21 protein-coding genes are annotated in these 22,124 nt (G+C 51.9%); 16 read left to right on the forward strand and 5 right to left on the reverse strand.

Annotated elements, in window-relative coordinates; genetic code table 11:
* Positions 1-281: 281 nt before the first annotated feature.
* From AC1DWB_RS05340 to AC1DWB_RS05365, 6 genes are all read left to right on the forward strand, one after another.
* Positions 282-1,358 carry a PDZ domain-containing protein gene (locus tag AC1DWB_RS05340; protein ID WP_477540003.1) on the forward strand — a complete coding sequence of 359 codons (1,077 nt, stop codon included), beginning with the start codon at positions 282-284 and terminating at the stop codon, positions 1,356-1,358.
* Between the two features lie 81 nt (positions 1,359-1,439).
* Positions 1,440-1,604, forward strand: coding sequence for a hypothetical protein (locus AC1DWB_RS05345; RefSeq protein WP_477540004.1), 165 nt, complete (start codon positions 1,440-1,442; stop codon positions 1,602-1,604).
* A 160-nt stretch (positions 1,605-1,764) separates the two neighbouring features.
* Positions 1,765-4,335, forward strand: a complete 2,571-nt coding sequence (locus tag AC1DWB_RS05350; protein WP_477540005.1) for an ATP-binding protein — start codon at positions 1,765-1,767, stop codon at positions 4,333-4,335.
* Positions 4,319-4,843, forward strand: a complete 525-nt coding sequence (locus AC1DWB_RS05355) for a chemotaxis protein CheX (protein ID WP_477540006.1) — start codon at positions 4,319-4,321, stop codon at positions 4,841-4,843. The genes AC1DWB_RS05350 and AC1DWB_RS05355 overlap by 17 nt, the downstream gene beginning before the upstream one ends.
* Before the next feature lie 18 nt (positions 4,844-4,861).
* Positions 4,862-5,224, forward strand: coding sequence for a response regulator (locus tag AC1DWB_RS05360; RefSeq protein WP_477540007.1), 363 nt, complete (start codon positions 4,862-4,864; stop codon positions 5,222-5,224).
* Between the two features lie 102 nt (positions 5,225-5,326).
* Complete coding sequence (locus AC1DWB_RS05365) at positions 5,327-6,541, forward strand: MFS transporter (RefSeq protein ID WP_477540008.1); 1,215 nt, start codon at positions 5,327-5,329, stop codon at positions 6,539-6,541.
* A 219-nt stretch (positions 6,542-6,760) separates the two neighbouring features.
* On the opposite strand, the gene AC1DWB_RS05370 is transcribed toward AC1DWB_RS05365, so the two are convergent.
* Positions 6,761-7,912 carry a metallophosphoesterase gene (locus tag AC1DWB_RS05370; RefSeq protein WP_477540009.1) on the reverse strand — a complete coding sequence of 384 codons (1,152 nt, stop codon included), beginning with the start codon at positions 7,910-7,912 and terminating at the stop codon, positions 6,761-6,763.
* Positions 7,913-8,023: 111 nt separating this feature from the next.
* Between AC1DWB_RS05370 and AC1DWB_RS05375 the strand changes: the two genes are divergently transcribed.
* Entirely contained in the window at positions 8,024-8,974 is a 951-nt protein-coding gene (locus AC1DWB_RS05375) for a TRM11 family SAM-dependent methyltransferase (RefSeq protein ID WP_477540010.1), read from the forward strand.
* An 18-nt stretch (positions 8,975-8,992) separates the two neighbouring features.
* On the opposite strand, the gene AC1DWB_RS05380 is transcribed toward AC1DWB_RS05375, so the two are convergent.
* Entirely contained in the window at positions 8,993-9,220 is a 228-nt protein-coding gene (locus AC1DWB_RS05380) for a cold-shock protein (protein ID WP_477540011.1), read from the reverse strand.
* A gap of 112 nt (positions 9,221-9,332) precedes the next feature.
* A complete protein-coding gene (locus AC1DWB_RS05385) occupies positions 9,333-10,589 on the reverse strand; it encodes an MFS transporter (protein ID WP_477540012.1) in 1,257 nt (418 codons plus the stop codon).
* Positions 10,590-10,771: 182 nt separating this feature from the next.
* Here AC1DWB_RS05385 and nagZ point away from each other — a divergent pair, with 182 nt between their 5' ends.
* Positions 10,772-12,058 (forward strand): beta-N-acetylhexosaminidase, encoded by a 1,287-nt coding sequence (gene nagZ / locus AC1DWB_RS05390; protein WP_477540013.1) that lies wholly within the window; start codon positions 10,772-10,774, stop codon positions 12,056-12,058.
* A gap of 89 nt (positions 12,059-12,147) precedes the next feature.
* Here nagZ and AC1DWB_RS05395 read toward each other — a convergent pair whose 3' ends face one another.
* Entirely contained in the window at positions 12,148-12,630 is a 483-nt protein-coding gene (locus AC1DWB_RS05395; protein ID WP_477540014.1) for a DinB family protein, read from the reverse strand.
* Between the two features lie 134 nt (positions 12,631-12,764).
* Here AC1DWB_RS05395 and AC1DWB_RS05400 point away from each other — a divergent pair, with 134 nt between their 5' ends.
* Both AC1DWB_RS05400 and AC1DWB_RS05405 read left to right on the forward strand, forming a co-directional pair.
* Complete coding sequence (locus AC1DWB_RS05400) at positions 12,765-13,454, forward strand: DNA alkylation repair protein (protein WP_477540015.1); 690 nt, start codon at positions 12,765-12,767, stop codon at positions 13,452-13,454.
* A 260-nt stretch (positions 13,455-13,714) separates the two neighbouring features.
* Positions 13,715-13,915 carry a cold-shock protein gene (locus tag AC1DWB_RS05405; RefSeq protein WP_284642949.1) on the forward strand — a complete coding sequence of 67 codons (201 nt, stop codon included), beginning with the start codon at positions 13,715-13,717 and terminating at the stop codon, positions 13,913-13,915.
* Between the two features lie 343 nt (positions 13,916-14,258).
* Here AC1DWB_RS05405 and AC1DWB_RS05410 read toward each other — a convergent pair whose 3' ends face one another.
* A complete protein-coding gene (locus AC1DWB_RS05410; RefSeq protein WP_477540016.1) occupies positions 14,259-14,780 on the reverse strand; it encodes a PadR family transcriptional regulator in 522 nt (173 codons plus the stop codon).
* 152 nt (positions 14,781-14,932) lie between these two features.
* Here AC1DWB_RS05410 and AC1DWB_RS05415 point away from each other — a divergent pair, with 152 nt between their 5' ends.
* From AC1DWB_RS05415 to AC1DWB_RS05440, 6 genes are all read left to right on the forward strand, one after another.
* Positions 14,933-15,403: a hypothetical protein gene (locus AC1DWB_RS05415; protein WP_477540017.1), complete on the forward strand. Its 471-nt coding sequence runs from the start codon at positions 14,933-14,935 to the stop codon at positions 15,401-15,403.
* Positions 15,404-15,577: 174 nt separating this feature from the next.
* On the forward strand, positions 15,578-16,306 hold the full coding sequence (locus AC1DWB_RS05420) for a YheC/YheD family protein (protein WP_477540018.1): 729 nt from the start codon (positions 15,578-15,580) through the stop codon (positions 16,304-16,306).
* A 74-nt stretch (positions 16,307-16,380) separates the two neighbouring features.
* Positions 16,381-16,611, forward strand: a complete 231-nt coding sequence (locus tag AC1DWB_RS05425; protein WP_477540019.1) for a DUF7667 family protein — start codon at positions 16,381-16,383, stop codon at positions 16,609-16,611.
* A gap of 100 nt (positions 16,612-16,711) precedes the next feature.
* Complete coding sequence (locus AC1DWB_RS05430) at positions 16,712-18,361, forward strand: glutamine--tRNA ligase/YqeY domain fusion protein (protein WP_477540020.1); 1,650 nt, start codon at positions 16,712-16,714, stop codon at positions 18,359-18,361.
* A gap of 39 nt (positions 18,362-18,400) precedes the next feature.
* Positions 18,401-18,949 carry a GNAT family N-acetyltransferase gene (locus tag AC1DWB_RS05435; RefSeq protein ID WP_477540021.1) on the forward strand — a complete coding sequence of 183 codons (549 nt, stop codon included), beginning with the start codon at positions 18,401-18,403 and terminating at the stop codon, positions 18,947-18,949.
* A 244-nt stretch (positions 18,950-19,193) separates the two neighbouring features.
* Positions 19,194-21,983: a bifunctional diguanylate cyclase/phosphodiesterase gene (locus tag AC1DWB_RS05440; RefSeq protein ID WP_477540022.1), complete on the forward strand. Its 2,790-nt coding sequence runs from the start codon at positions 19,194-19,196 to the stop codon at positions 21,981-21,983.
* The last annotated feature ends 141 nt before the right edge of the window (positions 21,984-22,124 follow it).

Below are 22,124 nucleotides of genomic sequence, written 5' to 3' on the forward strand. Positions count from 1 at the left end.
GCGGGGGAAAGCAGCTGTTCTGGATCGACCTGATCGACCCGCTGGCTTACGCCATCTTGCTCGTCCCGCTGGCCTGGATGGCTGCCGCCATCCTCGGCCTCGCGGCCCTGCGCCGCGGCGGCGCGGCTGCTGCCGCCCGCGCGCCTGCGGCCCGCGCCGCCGCGCCCGCCTCCGTCGCCGCGGCGACGGCAACCCCCCGCTCCCGGCTCGAAGCCGGAGCGGCAGTACTGGCGAAAGCGGCGGTTCTCGCCGCTTCCGCCGCCGTGTTCGGCGCGCTCCTGATGGAGCCGCGCCGGCTGGTGTGGGCCGCGTGCCTGCTCGGCGCGGCCTGGCTGTTCGCAGCGCTCGACCTCGCGCTGACAGAGAGACGGCGCCGCGCCATCCCATGGCGCAGCCTCGCCGCAACGGCCGCCACCGCGCTGCTCTTGCTGGCGTTGGGATGGCCGACGTCCTACATAGTGACGTACCCCGGCATCACAATCAACATGAGCCGGTATGCCGCCGCCGAGGGCGGGACCGCGCACGGCCCGATGATTGGCGTGCTCGTCTTCGAGCGGCCAGCTTTTCCAGCGGATTGGTTATTCGCCAAGCTGTTCCCGCATTATAAGTTCGAGCCGAAGGAGAAGCTGGGCATGTCGCTCGGTGCCTACGACAGCCTCGTGCGGGACCTGAAGACAGAGGCTGACAAACTGGGCAGTGCGGTTGCGTTCAGTCAGTTGGGACTTGGGAAGGGTGCGGTGCCGCATGGAGTGAAGGTGTCCGCCGTACTGGCCGACGGGCCAGCGGAAGGGAAGCTCAGGCCGGGGGATGTAATCCTCGAAGTGAATGGTCGCAGCATCACGGTGTCGCAAGAGTTGACCACCTTCATGCTCGGCGTTCGTCCCGGGGAGGAAGTGTCGCTTAGCGTGAAGCGGGACGGCAAACAGCAATTGCTGCGCGTAGGTACGAAGGTACATCCAGACAATGCCGATCAGGCAGCGTTCGGTATACAGATCGAGGACGAGTTGGAGTACGATCTGCCTCGCAAAGTAACGTTCCACGACTACTTGGCTCATGAAGGCGGCCCTTCTCATGGAGCGATGCTTACACTCGCAATCATCGATCAGTTGACCCCGGGAGGTATAGCGAACGGTAACAAGATGGCGGGAACAGGAACGATTAATCCGGATGGTTCGATTGGACGCATTGGCGGCATTGAACAGAAAACTTATACAATCGACCGTTCTGGAGCTGATGTCTTCTTCGTCCCCTCCGGGCAAGAAACTGAGGCAAGACTGGGGTCTGCACGGTTGACAATCGTCCCGGTGAACAACATTCAAGACGTGCTGGATTGGCTCAAGGCACACCCTAAGCGCTAGGAGTCTGTCCGACGTAAGCTAATCCGTGAATAGTTATTCATTGTTGGGTTATTTGGTGAAAGGGATGGTACTCCACCGCTGTTGAAATTCTTCGCGAAGATGCTTATCAAGCTTGGCAAAGCGCCTGAGCTGAAGGATGGCAACGTGTTCGTTCCACTTTCTTTTGTGGAGAAAGTACTGAAGAGCGAACTAAGTGTAGACGTTATGTGCCCAACTAAATTCGAACACCATGAACCTCTGGAGTGATCTGCTTCAGAGGTATTCGTATTTCTCTGCTATGCCGTATTTAGTCGAATGATTGACTTTTAATAGGACTTTTGATGGATTAAAAGGGTTTGTGGATAGGGGTGTAGAATATATATCTGGGTACATAGATATAGATCTGACTCGATTCGGGGGGATTGGATTGGAAGAACACGTCCGCCGAAAGCGTTCCTTTACCGTGGAACTGTTACTATGGATCGTGCTGTTAGTCGTTGTTCCGATCATGGCGTTGTTCGCGTATTTCTACATCCATACGTTCGCCGGACTGAAGCAGGTAGAGGAAGAAAAGTCGATTCTGGCCAACCATGCGGCGCAAATGTCGATTGAAACCTTAGGGGAGACGATATCAGGCGTCACCATTACGAACGGCTACTGGGAAGCGAACAGGCAAGCGGTGTTAACTCACGATATTGCCTGGCTGAATAAGAACATCGGGGACATGACGGATGTCGTGCCGAACGTGAACTTCGTTGCAGAAACCGATCTGCAGGGTAACATACTTGTGCAGGCAGGGGATGTCAAGGAATTCACAGGCAAGCTGCAGTACGGAATATTGCTGGAGCGGTTCAAGCAAGAGAAGGCATTCTCCGGCATCCTGCAAACTTCTAAAGGGGTGGCGGTTGTAGCCGTCTCGCAAGTAACGGGAGATCAAGGCGAGAGTGAGGCTGTTGGATTACTCATCACCGGACGTTTCCTGGACGATGATATTATGAAGGAGCTTGGGCATAGGCTGCAGACTGATATTGCTCTACTAACCCAGACCGGCCAATATATCACGTCCTCGGAACAAATCAGTGAAGAGACGCTGCAACTACAATTAGGCCGTGGTCAAGCGGATCAAGAGCAATTCTCGATGGAGCGTATACGGGAACATTATCTCGTTAAAGTCGATGCCCCCTTCAAAGACATGGCAGGTCAGTCGATCGGCATCATTCATACACAAGTGGAGTCTGTATCTACCGCGCAGGCGGTGGACGGACTCGGTACGATAGGGTTAATCTCGCTTGGCATTCTGGTGCTGCTGCTCGTCCTGGTCATTTATTTGCTCCGGCACCGTATCATCTTGCCGCTCCGCCATTTTACTGCATCGTTGGAAGAAGTCGCCGCTGGTCGTTCGGTCGAAGCGATTCCGAAGCATGTGCTGCACGCGGAAGCGGAGATCGTAATTGCCATCCAGAAAATTATGCAGTGGAATCAAGTGCTGGAGCACACGGTGGAGCAGCGTACGGCCGCGATTCGCAGTTTGCTGGACAACGCGAACCAAGGATTTTTGTCCATTGGGCCGGATTTGAAAGTGAAGGACGAGTACAGTGTGGAATGCACACGTATGTTCACGAAGGATATTGCCGGGATGTTACTTGCGGAGCTTCTGTGTCCTGGGGATTCGTCAGAAGATGAGGTACTGACTTCGATTCTAAGCGAATATTTCGCAGAGACCGACGAGATAAAGCGAGAATTGATGTTATCGCTGTTGCCAGATGAGGTGACGATCATGGACCGCACGTTGCTTGTGGAAGTGAAGCCGTTTGCTCCTTCGGGTGATACTGGCCTCGTGGCGTCGCTCATGTTCATGCTGACCGACGTTACGGACAAACGGCGGTTGGAGCTCCAGATGCAGGAAGAACAAAATCGGCTGAAGATGATGGTGCAGGCGGTCGTTCATGCTGACGATTACGCGGACATCGCTCGGGATTTCGAACGATTCCATCATACGGAAGCGGCGGAGACGATCGCCGGCGAGGATAGCCCGGAAGGGAAGGCGCTGGCACTCTATCGCGCCGTACATACGTTCAAAGGCAGCTTCGGCTTCCTGCGAATTGATGGAATGGTATCCCGGTTGCACGATCTGGAATCGGATTTGCAGGAGCTGCTAGGCAGACCGGATGGGTTCACAACGGACCAGCTAGCTACCTGCATCAGCTCGATACGGATGGATACGTGGCTGAAGGATGAAGAAGCGGTACTGAAGGGCATGCTGGGCGACGCGTTCGAGGGGTTGGGGCAGCGACAGTCGGTCAAGATCGCGATTAAGCAATGGCGGGAGCTGGAGCGCTGGGTAGAAGCGAAAGCAAGTACGGATGAAGACTACCGCTTGTTGGCAGAAATAAATGCCTGGAGGTACAAACCGATCCAGACGCTATTGAAGCAGTACCCACCGTACTTGCAGGAGCTGGCGGAGCGCAAGGGTCTTCTGCTTCACGCGGTCCAACTGCACGGAGGCGACGTCCAGGTCGACACGGAGCGCTACTATGGCTTCGCCAAGTCGCTCGTGCACGTGGTGCGCAATATCGCGATTCACGGCATTGAGAGCGAGGAGGAACGGCTTGCTGCCGGGAAAGATGGGCGTGGATCGGTATCGATCGAGGTGTCCCGACAAGGAGGCCAACTCCGCATCGTAATCCGTGATGACGGTCGAGGCATCGATCTGGCTGCCCTTCGGTTGAAGGCAAGCCGCCAGGGTGATCGATTGGGGCAGACGAATATGACGGACGACGAGGTGCTGCAGCTTATTTTCCGGGAGCAGTTCTCTACGGCTAAGAAAGTATCGGAGTGGGCGGGCCGGGGAATCGGCTTGTCTGCCGTGAAGGAAGAGGTCGACCGCCTGGGTGGCGAGATTCAGGTGACGACCGTTGCGGGGGCCGGAACATCATTCGTGTTCCTGCTTCCAGATCAAGGGAATGAGGGGGAGAACACACTTGGAAAGCAACACTAGCGTAGAACAGGAAGTCGAGCTGTTCCAGCTATTTCGAGCATCAACAGAACGGTATTTGCAGCAACTCGGGCTGGGTTCCATCGAGCAGATCCAAGCAACGGCAACAGAAGGTAAGCATAAGCTCGAGGATGTAACAGCGTTCATCCAGATAAGCGGCGCGATGCAAGGCGGATTTCTGTTCACCGTGGAGGAAGGGTTATCCCGTTGCATAGCCAGGAAGTTCATGATTGAGAGCATCACGGACATCGAGGCAGCTCAGTATGCGGCGGAAGTCGTGGCGGAAGTAGCGAATGTGATCACGGGGAATGCTTTGACAGACCGGGAGCTGCGTGATATTTTTTTAGGGAACCCTTTAATGATTCTGACCACCAAAGCGGAGATTCGCGCCAAATGCAAACGATCCTACGTACAAGCGTATGGGTCGCAGGACGGTTCGTTTCGACTTATTTATATTCCGATGGAGCACAAAGCGGAGCTAGCCAGTATTCTGGCGGTGCACCTGGACTAATTGTTAGGAGGGCGTACAGTGGCAAAAATAATGATAGTGGACGATTCAGCAGTTATGCGCAAAAACATACGGTCAGCCCTGGAACGCGCCGGCCATGAAATCATTGCCGAAGCGTCGGATGGGCGCGAAGTGCTGCCGATCTACATCAACCATAAACCCGATCTCGTTACGCTTGATATCAGTATGACCAGTGTGGATGGGATCGAAGCGCTGCAAATACTGCTCAAATCGTTCCCGGCGGCAAAGGTCGTGATGATCTCGGCGATGGGGCATAAGCAGCAAGTGCTTGAGGCGATCAAGCACGGGGCGAAGTCGTACATAGTTAAGCCGTTCGAAGGACCGAAGCTGGCTGAGATTGTGGAGAAAGTGCTGTGTACTTAGACTCGAATAAGACTCTATGATTTCTCCAGACGGGGATTCATAGAGTTTTTTTGCAATCGAAGGTGCTATAATGGACAGACGGCTTTAAATGCAGGAGGGCTTATGGAACTGTCTTGGAAACGCAATTTGTACGTATTATGGACGGGTATCTTTTTTTGCAGCATGGCCTACTCCATGTCGGTTCCCTTTCTCCCGCTGTTCTTGAACCGGGATTTGGGTGTGGAGAACCATTTGGAGACATGGTCGGGATTTGCGTTCGGCATTACGTTTCTGGCTAGCGCCTTAATTGCCCCTTACTGGGGCTCACTCGCGGACAAATACGGGCGCAAGCCGATGATTCTACGGTCTGGCTTCAGCTTGGCTGTTCTTTACTTGCTGACTTATTTCGTAACCAATCCTTATGAGTTGTTGGGCGTCCGAATATTACAGGGCTTGCTGGCCGGGTTCGTTCCATCCTCGATCGCTCTGGTTGCAACGAATACACCGGAGAAGCAAGTCGGTTACGCTCTTGGCATTATATCGACGGCGGGGGCGGCTGGAGGGATTATCGGACCGTTGGTCGGCGGTGTGAGTAGTCGTTTTTTTGGATATCGCGAATCGTACGTACTGTCTGGTGTCGTCGTGCTTGTGGCAGCATTAATCGCCTGGATTGGCGCGAAGGAGACGAACTTCAACCGGAACGCCACACGGTCCGGCGTACTGGATGATCTGAAGGAAGCCGGGGCCAACCGCCGGTTCATGCGGCTGCTCGGGATGAGTATGATCATCGCAGCCTCGGTCATGGTGCTGGAGCCGCTGCTGACGATTTATGTGCTGAAGCTGGGGGCGTCGCACGATACAGCATCGCTGAGTGCGGGCTTCATCTTCTCCGCTGTGGGGATCTCGACCGTGCTAGCCGCCCCGATATGGGGGAAGATCGGGGCGCGGATCGGGTACCAGAACACGCTGTTCATCGGATTGATCGGAGGCGGAATCGGCAATGTGCTGCAATATTTCTTCCACAGTCTAATCGGATTCGGTGCGCTCCGGTTCGTCTACGGGTTCTTCTTCGCAGCTGTATACCCGTCGATCAACGCCATGATCGTGCAGGCTACGCCAGCCGTATTCCGCGGCCGGGCGTTCAGTTTGAATCAATCGGCCAATCAGATAGGGACGATGGCAGGCCCTATCGCTGGTGGTGCGCTTGGAGGCTGGATCTCGATTCCTATCGTCTTCATCCTGAACGGCGTCGCGCTTATTGCGACCGCCGTGGGCTTCGCCCCGCGCACCAAGAAACCGAAGGCGTCCGAGCCCGGCCATTCTACTACTACTCCCTAAACAAACAAAGCACCCGAATAATCGGGTGCTGGCAGTAAGCTCAGGTGAAAACCGAGAGCGGAAGGATGTGTGGGACAAGCGGAAAGGAACGGGCCGTCTTTGAAATCGTGTTCCAACCAACCAATCCAATCCAAGGAAACACGATTTCAACAACGGCTGGAGCTGTCCCACACATCCAGAGCGACCCGAGGTTTCTATCCCTCAGCTTGACAACTGCGATTACTCGGGTGCCTCAAACTTAATCACCAATCGAATAATCTCTGATCGGCTCCCTATTCGTATGGGCGGTCCCCACGTGCCGTATCCCGAAGATACGATCGCGTGCATATTGCCCTTCTGCTTGTAGCCCCAGTCGAGCTCGAACAGCCGACGGGTGATCAAGAAATTCGGCGCCATCTGACCGCGATGGGTGTGGCCGGACAACAGTACATCAACACCGCTGGCAGCAGCGAGGTCATAGCCGAACGGCTGGTGGTCCATCATGAGGATGGGCAGCGCCTTGTCCGTCTCGGCTAGCAGCGCTTCGTGGCTTAATCGCCCCTCTGACGTCGAGCGTTCAGCTGTCTTGTCCTTCCGACCGGCTATATAGAAGTGATCGGCTACGCGGACGACGCGGTCCAACAGAACTTCGATGCCGATCTCCTTCATGCGACGCACATAATCCTGGATATGGCCGCCGAAATATTCATGATTGCCCAAGACGGCATACACGCCGAATCGTGCTTTTAATTGTTTCATGGAGTCAGCCATGTTTTGCCGGATGAACGGTTCAAGGGAATCGTCGAGCACGTCTCCCGGCAGCAGGATGAGATCAGGCTTCATGGCATTCATCCGCCTCACGAGCACGTTCAAGTAGGATTTGCGCACTAGCGCGCCCAGATGAAGATCGGAAGCTACCGCGACTTGCAGCTCTTGCAGATCGCCGGTCGCCTTAGGGATTGTAATCTCATACGTTCTAACAATGGGTGTCCATGCGTTCCATACGCCCTGGATAACAATGAGCAGAATGGCGATACTGACGATGGTACCTAGCACCGGGACATAAGTGGAAGCGTCGACCGATGCGAGATGAAGAATCAGCGCGGCCAGATCCGCAATAGGTAGTAGCAGGAACAGGTAGAACAACACGGCCATCCAGCACGACCCTATTATTTTGAACAACGTAACAAGAGCGTGGGGGAGGAAACGTTCGGCTAGACGGGACAACAAGTAAGTGAAGGAGATGAACCAGAAGATCAGCCAATACAATCCGGTATGCTCCAGATGGAAGACGTGGTTCAGAAACACTAGCACATTCCAGCCTACAAAATAATGAATGCCAACGTATACGAGCAGAATGGCGCTTACGATGGCGGCGAATCTTGGTTTCATGCTGAGGTGCTCCTCTTCGAAGGGTTCCATATCTATTGTATTGTCGCATATTCCATAGGGTTGTACAAATAACGAGAACCAGGCTGTCAGGGTCAGAAGGAGTCGTTTCAGATGGTCATTGAACCAAGCAATAAGCCGGTCTACATCTACACGTACGTCTGCCATGAAGACGAGCTGCCCTTGTGTCGCATGGAACTGCGAACCTTATTCGGCCTCGAACCACAAGGAGGCTATGTAGAAAGTTCGATCAAGCTCGATCCGAGCCGCAGTCCCTTCGTCAAGCAACGGATAGATGTTGATCTGAAAGGCCATTCGGTGCAGGAGTTGGCCGATCAGGCGAGTGCCTTGCAGTTGGAAGGAGCGACGTTCAAGATTCAATACGTAGCAAGCGGAGGAGACGTTGCAGTCACGTACGAGGAGGAACGAGTGATTGAACGATCGATCGGAGCGCAGGTTCGGGGGAAGGCAGAGATGCGCACGCCGGATCGGCGATATGGGGTTATTCGCACCGTAGATGGGCGTTGGCTGCTGGGAGTTTGCCGGGACAACGAGGCGGTATGGCTGCGGCACAAAGATAAGCCCCGTCAATATTCAACGGCCCTAACCACCAGAATGGCTAGAGCCGTTGCGAATATTGCGGTCCCTCGTCCGCAGGGAATGAAAGTAATCGATCCATGTTGTGGCATCGGGACTGTTATTGTAGAAGCGTTGTCGATGGGCATCGATATCGTAGGCTGCGATCTGAATCCGCTTGCCATCGTAGGGGCAAGGGCGAATTTAGCGCATTTCGGGTATCCCGATGTTGTTAGACTGCAGGACATGCGAGACGTAGTTGGTGCCTATAATGCGGCCATTGTCGATCTGCCCTATAATGTATGTTCGGTGCTTAGCGATGCAGATCAATTGGAGCTGTTGGCATGTGTTCGCAGGATCGCAGGTCGCGTCGTCATTATTACCACGCAATCCATTGATCGGGAACTTGCTCAAGCCGGCTTCCACATCCTGGATCGCAGTGAGATACGGAAAGGCAGATTGACCCGTCAAATCTGGTTGTGTGAGTAAGGGGCGCTATGCCGGAAGTTAATGACGTTTGTTCGTATTCAGAAGCGCAGGAAGCATCTTCATATCTTTGACCATTTCTGATTTGCAAATCGGGCAAAGCGGAGTTTCGACAAAGGAAAAGTTTTCACGCATCCAGCACGAACAGCCTGGGGTACTGCACATCCATACATTGGTTTCCTCTTGTTGAACTTCTTCCACATTCTTCTTCGAGTAGTACAAAGTCAACTTCCTCCTTTGGCCTGCCATTCTGGCGTAGACTTTAATGTAAAAGAACTGCCCGATCAGGGCAGTTCTATAAGGACATGTTTAGTATACGAGAAATTTAGGCTTTTATACCAATTAATTTATTGTACCACGTTTAATCCTTTGCAGCAATATACGATTGGGGCTCCTGCACTAGAGGTGTGCCACTCTTCTTACGGGCGAATCGTACGGCAACTCCTACGACGATCAGCATCGCTAGAGCGCATCCGGACAGCAGCAAGAGTGAGTTTTCAGGTGCAAAATGATCCATCATCGAACCTGTCATCTTGGGCAGAAACGCGCCACCCAAACCGCCGAAAGCAATGAGTATGCTGGTCGTACGTTCGGTCGTCCCTGGTAATGCCTCGTTGATGAAGATCAGTCCCATCGTGAACATGCCAGCCATGATCAGGCCGAGTATGATGATGAGCGTGAGGTTCAGAGGAGCGGAACTAGTTAGCGAGATTAGCCCCAGCCCGATTGCCGTTCCGGCACAAGTAAGCAATAGGAACCGAGTATACCGAATCCCATCTGCAATCAAGGAGAGCAACCAGCGGCCGATCGCCATCGCCCCCCAGAACAAGCTGACGGCAATCGCTGCGGTAGACTCGTTCAGACCGGACGTAGTTTGAAGGATGGACGGAATGTAATTGGCGAAGCTCATCTCCGTGCCTACATAGAGGAAGAAGAACAGAGACCCCGCAATAAGCATGGAAAGCGTATATCTCCTCTCTGGGCGAACCGTTGTCGGTTTCTCGGTTATTCCCTCTCTTGTTGTGTCCGACATATCGGCTGCGGTAACAGCTCCGGCTTGCAGCATCCGGTCTGTCGCTTTACCAAACGGCATGAAGAGCCACATGCACATCGTAATGCATGACAGGACGGCAACGAAGGGAAACGATAACTCCCACAGTCCTTGTCTAAGCAAGATAGCAGCTATACCGGGCATCACTAATGCCCCAACACCGAAAAACACTTCCACTCGGCTCATGGCCGAAGCTTTTTTCTCTACGATCACCGAAAGTATCATGGCCCCGACGGCCGATTCTACGATCCCGAAGCCGAACCCGGCGACAGGGCTGACCGTTAGCATCCATCCCCATGGAGGAAGGAAACTATATACCGTCTCGGCTGCAGTTAGACAGCCGAGCGCCATGACGATCGTCATGCGTCGGCCCAATCTGCGCAGAATCTGCGGCGAGATCAGCACCCCGATAAGAAAGCCAAAAAACTGATTCATTATCAACTGCCCGCCATCTGAGTAATTGACCCCGTAATGGCTGATCATAGGCTCCAGTACAGGGCCGATTACTACGTGAGCGAGTCCGTTGATTAAGTACGACAAGCATCCCAACCATATCAATTTATTCATTTTCTTATCTTATCAAACAAAGGGGATAAGTGCTACGGAAAACGTATGCCGGAGGGATGTTCACGAACGTTGTTTACGTCTAGCTGCTGCATGGCATCGTTGCAGCGCTGTGCGGGTTCTTCTATAATGTCCGGTATGGGAAAGACCGATTGTGGAGATATTGCTCCCAAGGAGGGAAACTTATGCCACGAATACACAAAGCTTCATCTGTCTACATCGCCATAATGCTTTTCGTGCTCATTAGCTTGCTCGTCATCAGTTGTGGGAAATCGGGTACAGGTGCAGTGCCTTCAAGTCCTTCAGGTCCTGCGGCAAGCAGTCCAACCCCCATCACAACACCGCTCCCGACTCCGTCTCCGACGCCTGTCGATGAGATTCAGATGAGGATCGCTAAGATGACGGTCGATGAGAAGATCGGTCAACTAGTACTCGTCGGTCTAGACGGGACCACAATGCAGGAACATGCCCGCAAGATGATCGAATCGTATCGGGTCACCGGGTTTATTTTATACAAAGACAACATCACCAGCGCTGCGCAAACCCAAGCTCTACTTAACCAATTGAAGGAAACGAATCGATCCAACGCGCTACCACTATGGCTTAGTGTCGATCAGGAGGGGGGAAGAGTCGACCGCTTTCCGGCAGAGTACGTGAAGATTCCAACGGCTCAGGAAGTCGGACGGGTGAATAAGTCGGCGTATTCCTACCAGATTGGACAAGCGTTAGGAGATGAAGTGAGCTCTTTGGGCTTCAACATGGATTTCGCCCCGGTGCTGGACGTGAACAGCAATCCGAACAATCCTGTCATCGGTAACCGATCTTTCGGGGCTGATCCTGAGACAGTCATCAAGCATGGACTACAGGTTATGAAGGGACTTCAATCGAAGCAAGTTGTACCGGTCGTGAAGCATTTTCCTGGCCACGGAGATACGTCCGTCGATTCGCATCTCGATCTGCCGGTCATCCGCAAGAGCCTGGTGGAGCTGAGAGCTTTCGAATTGAAGCCATTCACGGAAGCGGTCAAGCAGCAGACGGATGCCGTCATGATTGGTCACCTGCTGTTGCCGCAGCTTGACGAGGAGAATCCTGCGTCCTTGTCACCACAAGTAATCACTGGCTTGCTGCGCGAAGAGATGAAGTTCAACGGGGTGGTCATTACCGACGACATGACGATGGGCGGCATAACCAAGCATCAAGACATCGGCGCTGCAGCCGTGAAATCCGTATTGGCTGGCAGCGATATCGTGTTGGTCGGCCATGACTACGAGCAACAGCTGAGTGTTCTTCGAACTCTGAAGGAGCGCGTGGCGGACGGGACGATATCAGAGAAACGGTTGGATGAGAGCGTCTATCGTATTGCCAAGCTGAAGGATAAGTACGGGGTGGAGGATAGTCCCGTATCCAGTGTAGACGTGAAGGCCGTGAACCGTCTGATTGAAGCCGCCCTGCAAGCGGGGAGGAAGGGATAAGTCCATAAGGTATAAGGACCCTAGCCGATCGATGGAATGTACCATCTAACTCGGTTAGAGTCCCTGGTTTTATTAGACGGATGACTGGATCAAGCCCCGGTTTCAGCGGCGATTGCTCTCTTCAGAGCTTGTGCGGACGAAGCGTGCATGCCCTCATGGAACAAGGAGAAGATCAAGACTTCACCGATTGTATCCAAAGCATTTTCCTTGATTTTGAAAGGAATGGCTGTAGGTTGGTCCAGCTTGTCGGCAAGCAGTTCCTTCAATCGGCTCGGTTGATCACGCAGTTGGGCAAGGACGGTTCCAAGAGTGGGTGGCTCGATTGTCCAATCTTCAGGCTTCGTGCCAGTGCCGAATAGAGCTTTGTACGTTTCCGGAAGCTGCTGCGGGAGGCCAGCCAAGCCGAGAACCATCCCTTCCTGGGAGGTAAGGATATGTCCTGCTTGCCAGAGCAAATGATTGCGGAAGCCTTGAGGAATGTGATTCGCTGTTTCTTCCGTCACATCTACCAGATTGCCAAGCACCATGTTACGGATCATTTGTGCTTGTTTGAATATAGCGTCATTGTGCATCGTTCGAGCAACTCCTTTGTTAAGGTTGTGAACTACCTTCTAATCTTACCTTACTTCAGACAGGATTTGAAGGCGACGTGGAGAATTCAATAAGGACCGATGGTTTGGGAAGAATTCGAGAGGGGTATCATAGGATGGAGAACGCATATATCGCAGCACTTCGCCACGAGATGGAAGGGAATGCGGATCCAGAACGGGCAGTTTCCATGAAGCGATACATGCGTGATCAGTTCGAGTTCCTGGGTATTCCAACCCCGCAGGCCAAGATCGTCACCGATCGTTTCCTGAAGCAGCATGGGCTGCCTGATCAATCGGAAGTGGAAGCGGTCGTCCGAACGCTATGGCAGTTTCCTGAACGGGAGTATCAATATTTCGCCATGGGCCTGTTGATGCGATTGAGGAAGAATGCCCCAAGGGAACGCATTGAATTGCTGGAGTATACGATCACGACCAATTCCTGGTGGGACACAGTTGATTTACTGGCATCGAACTTAATCGGTCCATTGCTCGCGAAGAACCCGGATATGATCAGGCCTTACTCGGACAAATGGATACATAGTGAGAATATATGGCTGCAGCGTACCGCGATTTTATTTCAGTTGAAGTACAAGGAACAGACCGATGTGGAGCTATTGTTCGCGATGATCTTGAAGTGTGCGGCGTCCAAGGAGTTTTTCTTGCAAAAGGCGATCGGATGGGCACTGCGAGAATATTCCAAGACTGCACCGGATCCCGTTCGCACTTTCGTTGCGAATCATCCACTTGCTCCGCTTAGCAAGCGGGAGGCGCTTAAGGTGATGGAGCGTGCTGCGGCAGTGAAGTAGTGGGTAGGAAAGGGCGGCAGATGGCTTGAAGTTGCGTGGTTCGGTGTCTGCCGGAGAGTTGTTTTTAAAGTCATTTCAGGATTTGCTATTCTTAGGAGGTTGTGCTACAATGAACTCAATCGCATAATATGAGGGCCTAATTCGCATAATGTAAAGGGTTATCATCAGGTTGGTATGGAACCTTTTCCAATGTGTGAATTTTTTATTTGCTCCGCGTAAATAGGAATTACATGTTAAAAACTTTATTGGAGGTTTTACAAATGCAAACAGGTACAGTTAAATGGTTTAACGCAGAAAAAGGTTTCGGATTCATCGAAGTTGAAGGCGGAAGCGACGTATTCGTTCACTTCTCCGCTATTCAAGGAGACGGCTTCAAAACTCTTGACGAAGGTCAACGCGTACAGTTCAACGTAGTTCAAGGCAACCGTGGTCCACAAGCTGAGAACGTAGTAAAACTGTAAGACCCGAATAAAGAACCCGGCGCGCAAGCGTCGGGTTTTTTTGCGTATTATAGAAGTTTAAGTTTTCGGGGGAACCGGAGGTTGCCCGATTGTTGTGGAGCTCATTCGTACGAATCCTGCAAAAATATATGATTTTTGATCCGTTTGCATCCGAAAGTTCAATATTGTTAAGCAATCCATTAGCCCTGAACAGGAAGGGGGAGAAAATCCTGCACTTTTACAACTTTTCGGAAGTAGAGGGCGGATTCGGATTGTTTATCGAATGTTTGATTGGCTTACGAAGAAGGGAGCTCGCGTTGCGAGCTCCCTTCCTTACGTAAACTGGTTAGATTTCGCCTGACTATTAAGCACCCTGCTCCTTCAGCCGCCCGATTACAGTCAACAGCCAATCTCGGTCGGCCTGCATCAGGTAAACCCGATGCTCGATCGACAGATCAACTCCAAGGCCATTGCCGTGCTTAGCTCCGCGGGCATATGTCTGCAGCACCAGTTCCAGTTTATCCACTCGCTTCTGCAAGTTGTCAATGACTTCCTTGAGCGGAAGATGATCCAGAAACATTAGCCCAATGTCACCGGAGGGGGTCATATCTTCGGTATGGGACAGAGCGGTATGGAGCAGGTCATAGAAGCGCTTCTCGCCTTCAGGGGCAATTGTATATACTTGGCGGGGAGGGCGGTTGCCTTCCTGCTCGACGGTAACATGGACGTAGCCGGACTGATTCAAACGTTTGAGCAGCGAATAGGCGGTCGCCTTCTTCATATCGGATACCCGGCCCAAATTCCGCTCGATAAAATCGTTGATTTGATAGCCGTGCTGACTCTGAGCCATCAACAGCCCTAGAATTAACAACTCCCGTTCATCCATTCGGCATGCTCCTTTCGTTTACGTAATACTCCCATTATAGTCATGCTTGACTATGAGGTCAAAAGATGGCATAATTTTTTTGTGCTCATATAGTCATGTGTGACTAATGTGAGGGTGATTAGTTTAAGGACGATTTTAGGAGGCGGTTCTCAATGTTCGGCTTTTTATTATTTCTTCATTTGTCAGGTATGGCGGTGTGGCTAGGTTCCTTGATTGCGGTCGGCATCATGCTGATCATGCTAGGGCGTCAGCTTCATTCGGAAGAGAGCAGAGTGCTTGTGCGCAAAATCGTCAAAGCATTCAATTTGTTGACCCACCCAAGTTCGTTCATTGTTCTCCTCAGTGGAGGCTTGATGATTATGAAGATGGGTCTAGGCGATGATAAACCTTTCTGGATGGTCTACATGGAACGGGGAGGCGGCATGATTATATTGCTGTCCATCGTTGTTCTTTCCATTCTCGGCCGCAAGATGCTGAAGAAGCTGTCAGCTGCAAGTACTACTGGAACTGCTGCATCTACTGTTTCGGTCCCATCCGCCATTACTTCCAGATTCGCGGCTTCGATGTTCGTCACGGCGTTTCTCGTCGTTTCGGTTGTGTACGTTGTTAGCACCAAGTTATAGAGGTTACACAATAGCATTTTCGTCAAATAGGCATCGAAGGGAAGGATTTCCCTTTGGATGCCTTTTTTCTTCTGCTGCATACTCCGCTCCTGCGTTGTTTCTCGATCAAGCCTCCATTCATATAATACTTACGATGAGTAATCAGGTGTAGAGTACATCAAATGGAGGAATTACATGGGACTGTTATATACAAAATGGAACAAATACAAAGTGATGCGAGGCAGCGAGGAGCTGCAGAAGTATTTGCCAAAGACCTTCAGGTTCAATAAAGCTAATCTAAGGAAGGCGACAGAGAAGTTTTCGGAATGTATCTTGAAGCCCAACGGCTTATCCGGGGGGGACGGTGTCATGCTGATCCGCAAGCAGAACGCCAACAAGTTCAAAATTCAGGCCGATCAGGCGACTCACGTGATAGATGATTTTGAGAAGTTGTACGCGTGGTTGAGCGAGAAGATCAAGCGTTCTTACATTATTCAGCAGCGTATTGATCTGGCGAACATCGATGACCGACTGTTCGATCTCCGTGTCATGGTTCAGAGGCATACCGGGCGAGCATCGAAGTGGAATGTGACCGGGATGCTGGTCAAGGTCGGTGGCAAAGGGTTCATTATTACGAATACAAAGAGAAGCAGTGGCTATGTGCTCCCACTGGAAACGGCGCTGCGTCGTTCATCTATAGACACTGGCAATATGAACGGTATCCAGCAAGAGCTCGACCGGATAGCCCTTCATCTGGTACACAATCTTCAGCTTTCCTTCGAGGACATCCAATCAGTCGGAATCGACTTCGGCCTGGATTCGAAGGGAAGGATATGGATCATTGAAGCCAACTTTATCCCATCCCGTGCGTTATTCAAGAAGCTGAAGGATAAGACGATGTACCGTCGTATTATGACTTATTAATCGCGTTTAGGCACTCCTCTTGCTGGCGATGATGGTAATAACAACAATTACGCTAGGGAGAGGGGGAGAAGACGATGAAAGTGAAGGCGATTCACCAGAGGCTCGCCGAGCTGTGGATCCTGGAACGGAGCCGTCCGCTTACTGCGGCGGAGACGCTGGAATTGCAGCATTGTATGGCTGCGAATGCGGCGTATGTATGGAAGGCGGCCTCGTATGCCAATTTGTCGCTGCTTGCTTCCATGACGAACGACACGGAGTGGCAGCATGAAATATGCATGGACATGGAACGGCTGGAAATGTCTTAGAGAAGGCGTCTAAGGGTCACCTTTTTTCTTTTTATTTGGTGCTAGTTTGGTGTATGATAGTGGGTATATTCATTTTTGAGGAAGGGGAAGGCTGGGAAACATGGAAAAACCGACATCGTCAAATTTTATAAAAAACATCGTAATGGACGATCTGAACACAGGTAGAGTCAACCAGATCGTGACGCGCTTCCCTCCGGAACCGAACGGATATTTGCATATCGGGCACGCCAAATCGATTTGGCTTAATTTCGGACTGGCAGACGAGTTCGGCGGCCGAACACACTTGCGGTTCGATGATACGAACCCGGTGAAGGAAGACGTCGAATACGTGAAAGCGATCAAGGAAGATGTGAAGTGGCTGGGCTTCGATTGGGAAGAGCTATACTTCGCCTCCGATTACTTCGATGAGATGTATAACCGTGCGGTTCTATTGATCAAGCGGGGCAAAGCGTACGTAGATGAGCTGACAGCGGAGCAAATGCGTGAAATGCGCGGAACACTGACGGAGCCGGGTAAGGATAGTCCATACCGCAATCGGTCAGTGGAAGAAAACCTTGATCTGTTCGAACGGATGCGCAAGGGCGAGTTCAAGGACGGAACTATGGTGCTGCGCGCCAAGATCGACATGGGTTCCCCGAACATCAACCTGAGGGACCCGGCCTTATACCGGATTGCACATGTACATCATCACAATACCGGTGACAAATGGTGCATCTATCCGATGTATGATTACGCTCACCCGATCGAGGATGCCGTGGAGGGTGTTACCCATTCCATCTGTACGCTCGAATTCGAAGACCATCGCCCGCTCTATGACTGGGTAATCCGCGAATGCGAGATGGACGTACAGCCGCGCCAATATGAGTTCGCCAAGATGATCTTAGCGAATGCGATTATGGGCAAGCGGTACTTGCGTCAGCTTGTCGAGGAAGGTCTTGTCGACGGATGGGACGACCCTCGTCTGTTGACGTTGTCCGGGTTGAGGCGCAGAGGGGTGACCCCGGAAGCGATTCGCGATCTGTGTCGGGAGACAGGGGTATCCAAGAGCAGCAATGGCTTGGTCGATCCACGGATGCTGGATCATTTCATCCGCGAAGACCTTAAGCTGAAGGCGCTTCGTACGATGGCCGTGCTGCGGCCGCTTAAAGTCGTCATTACGAACTATCCGGAAGGTCAAGTCGAGATGCTGGAAGCCGAGAACAACCCGGAGAATCCTGAGATGGGCAACCGCATGATCCCGTTCTCGCGTGAAATCTACATCGAGCAAGACGACTTCATGGAGAACCCGCCTAACAAATATTTTCGCTTATTCCCCGGTAACGAAGTACGCTTGAAGAATGCTTACTTCATCAAATGCGAGGAAGTCGTCAAGGATGAAGACGGTCATGTAATCGAGCTGCGTTGTACGTACGATAAGGAGACGAAGAGCGGGTCGGGCTTCAATGCGCGCAAGGTGAAGGGAACGATTCACTGGGTAGAAGCAAGTCTTGCGGTTCCGGCCAAGTTCTACTTGTTCGAAGCGTTAGTGAAGGAAGATGCGGATGAAGATGCAGAGCTGAAGGACCGACTTAACCCGAATTCCCTCGAAGTTGTGGAAGGGTACATAGAACCCGGGATGAAGGACGTTCAACCGCAAGACAAATTCCAGTTTTTCCGCCACGGCTACTTTAATGTAGATTCGAAGTATTCGACAGCTGATCATATCGTGTTCAATCGGATCGTCTCATTGAAGAGCTCGTTCGAATTATAAGTTGGTGAAATGGCCGGACTACAGGGGAGAGGTGGCAGGATGGCGAATGGATTCAGTATGGAAACGGGCCGATTGCTCATCCGGGATTTCGTTCCTGAGGATGCTTCTGCGCTGCACGAGTACGCCTCCGACCCCGAAGTAACCCGGTTTATGCTATGGGGACCGAATACGGAGCAGGAGACGCATGACTTCCTGGGCCGTGTCTGGCGTATGCAGCAGGAGATGCCGCGCGTAAGCTACGAACTGGCTGTCGTCCGTAAGGAAGATGGCAAGGTGATCGGTGGCTGCGGCATTCATGCGGAGGGCAGTAATGGCGAGATCGGATACTGCTTCAGCCGAACGGTGTGGCAACAAGGCTTTGCGTCGGAGGCGGCTACTGAGATGCTTAAGTTCGGCTTCGGCGAGCTCGGCTTGCACCGCATCTATGCGACATGTCGGCCGGGGAATACCGGATCATACAAAGTGATGGAGAAGATCGGGATGCAACGGGAAGGGTTGCTGCGGGAGCATATGTTCTCGAAGGGCCAATGGTGCAATTCCTTCCTCTATTCGATTGTTGACCATGAGTATAGGAATCTAGGGATGTAAGTATAATGTGGTAAACATGCCTCCAGCTCAAGAAGCTGGGGGTTTCTTTGTGCCCGAACCACAATCCAAACGAGCAAATCTATTAAAATCGTGCAACAGTCTAGCACATGCGCACCCTTTTTAACATCTACTAATAGGGACTGAGAGTCATTGTCAATCGCATGCGAGATTGGCTAGGGGCTGGGAGTCATCTTCAAATCTATGGGAGGTTTGATAGTCGAAGGTAGAATGGAAGGGATGCCGGATGGACCACTCCGAGTTAACTGGGAATTACAATGTATACTTAGTCGTCTTATCCTACATGATTGCGGTCATGTCGTCCTTCACGGCGTTAGATATGGCAAGAAGGGTAACATTATCAGAGGGATGGAAGCGCAGAACATGGCTGATGGGTGGAGCTGTCGCTATGGGCGTTGGCATCTGGGCGATGCACTTCGTTGCTATGTTGGCATTTCAGATATCTGTGACGGTGACATACAACACGATGCTAGTGCTAGTTTCCATCGCCGTTGCGATAGTCGCTTCCTTAGGAGGTCTGTATGCGGCGAGTCGCTCTACATTTAGCTTACAACGTTTTCTCGTCGGTGGCGTGTTCATGGGCGGAGCGATCGGTGGTATGCACTATATCGGGATGGGGGCAATGGAGGGGGTCAGCATCCGATATTCTTCGGGACTGTTCGCACTCTCGATTGTGATTGCCGTTAGCGCGTCGCTCGTAGCCTTACTACTTGCATTTCGGTTCAGGGACAACCTCTCCCTGTTCATGCATCTGATCAAGATTGGCAGCGGCATCATTATGGGATTTGGCATCATTGGCATGCATTATATAGGTATGGCTGCGGCTACTTTCACGGAATCACCAACCATGCCAAACCATTCTAATCTGGCACTGGATCCATCGGTGCTGGCTGTGTATATTGCGATCGGAAGCATGATAGTATTGAAGATCGTCCTCATCAGTTCTTACTTTGCTGACAAAAGGTTGGCCGAACAGGTTGCCTTCAACGGTTCCATTCTGGAATCAGCCGTGGATTGTATTCTGATGGTGGATGCGGACGGCAACATTACTCAGTTTAACCCAGCCGTGGAGCGAACGTTCGGGTATGGCCGAGCAGAGCTTCTCCGTAAGAAACTCGATCAATTGATCGTGCTTTCCAAACATCCTATGTATGGGGGAATTCGGGAGTTTCTGGCGCTGCTCGTGGACGGTGTTGTGAGCAATCGGTTCGAGACGTATGCCTTGCATACCGATGGCTATGAGTTCGCGGTCGAGCTTACCGTTACTCGAGTAAAGAATCATGGTACGCCTCAATATACAGCTTACATTCGCGATATTACCGAGCGCAAGCAAGTGGAAGAGGCGCTGAAGGAAAGCGAAGAGCGCTACCGGCGGCTTGTCGATTTCTCACCAGAGGCGATTATTGTACATCGCAATGGGAAAATAATATTCGCTAATGAAGCCGCTGCCCGCACCGTGGGAGTAGCCAACAGCAAGCATTTGGTAGGAAGATCGGTCTATGAATGGGTGGAGGACGAGCGCAAGGAGGACATTACGAAATGGCTGCATGCGATCGAGTATGCGGAGGAAGATGTCGGTCCAATGGAAATCCGGATCACGCGGTTCGATGGAGAGACGATCGATATTGAAGCGAATTCCATCCTGATCCAGAATGAAGGGAAATCGTTCATCCAGACGATCGCGAGAGATATAACTGAGAAGAAGCGTGCGGACAATGCCATCAAGCAGATGGCTTATTATGACGTGCTGACCGGACTGCCGAACCGGAACTTATTCAATGATAGGGTCAGCCACTCCTTGAGCTTGGCCAACACCCATCAGCTTCATGTTGGGATCATGTTCATCGATCTGGACCGGTTCAAACACATTAACGATACGCTGGGACATCCGGTAGGGGATTTGCTGTTGAAGGAGTTAGCCTATCGGCTCACCGAGAGCGTACGGGATACCGATACAATCTCCCGCTTGGGCGGGGATGAATTCATCGTGCTGTTGCCCAATACAACACATGAACAAGCTGCTATTGTGGCTTTGCGGATGATGGCCAATATTGCCAAGCCGTTCATTATCCAGGATCAGACCATCTTCGTTACAGCGAGCATCGGCATTGCCCTATATCCCGATGACGGTGACACGCCGGAGTTGCTCATCAAGAATGCGGATACGGCCATGTATGAGGCGAAGGAACAAGGGAAGAACAGTTACCGATTCTACAATCCCCACATGAACACAACCTCCTCACGCAAATTAGAGCTGGAACAAGGACTTCGCCGAGCTGTTGAGCATGAACAATTCCTTCTGCATTATCAGCCGAAGATCAAGATGGACACGCGTGAGATTGTCGGTGTGGAGGCGTTAATTCGCTGGCAGCATCCCGAGTTGGGCTATATCTCTCCGAACGAATTTATTTCACTTGCCGAACAGTCCGGCATGATCGTGCCGATTGGGGAATGGACGCTCCGGACGGCGTGCCGGCAAAATAAAGCGTGGCAGGATAAGGGCTACCCGCCTATGAGGGTGGCGGTGAATTTATCGATGCTGCAATTCCGACAGGATGACCTGATTGGAATGCTGATCCGGATTTTGCGCGAGACCGGGATGTCTCCGCAATACCTGGAACTGGAAATAACAGAAAGTGTAGCGATGCACAATCAAGAGAAAGTCATCGAGAAGATGCAAATGATCAAGCAGCTGGGTATCCAAATCTCAATCGACGATTTCGGAACAGGCTACTCTTCGCTCAGTAATTTGCGCAAATATCCGTTCAATACGATCAAGATCGACCGTTCGTTTGTCCGGGATTTGAAAGGATTGGCCGAAGAAGCGACGATTATTCAATCGATCATTGAGATGGCACACTCGCTGCGAATGAACGTGTTGGCCGAGGGCGTGGAGACGGAGGAGCAGATCGAGGTACTGCGTACGCACAAGTGCGACGAGGTGCAGGGTTTCCAGCTGGGCAAGCCGCTTCCCGCAGAGCTGTTCGAGCAAACATTGCTGGAAGGGAAGCGGTAGGTGAGGTTGCAATAAGTTCCACATTTCCTCTTTTCCACACAATTCAGACCAGAAATGTTGCAATAAGTGCCACATTTTCCGAGCTCAGTAACTGAATAGAACCATGTTCATAATATGGCTCGTTCCCGTCATGAATATACT

Source organism: Paenibacillus sp. P4_E11, from assembly GCF_056401635.1.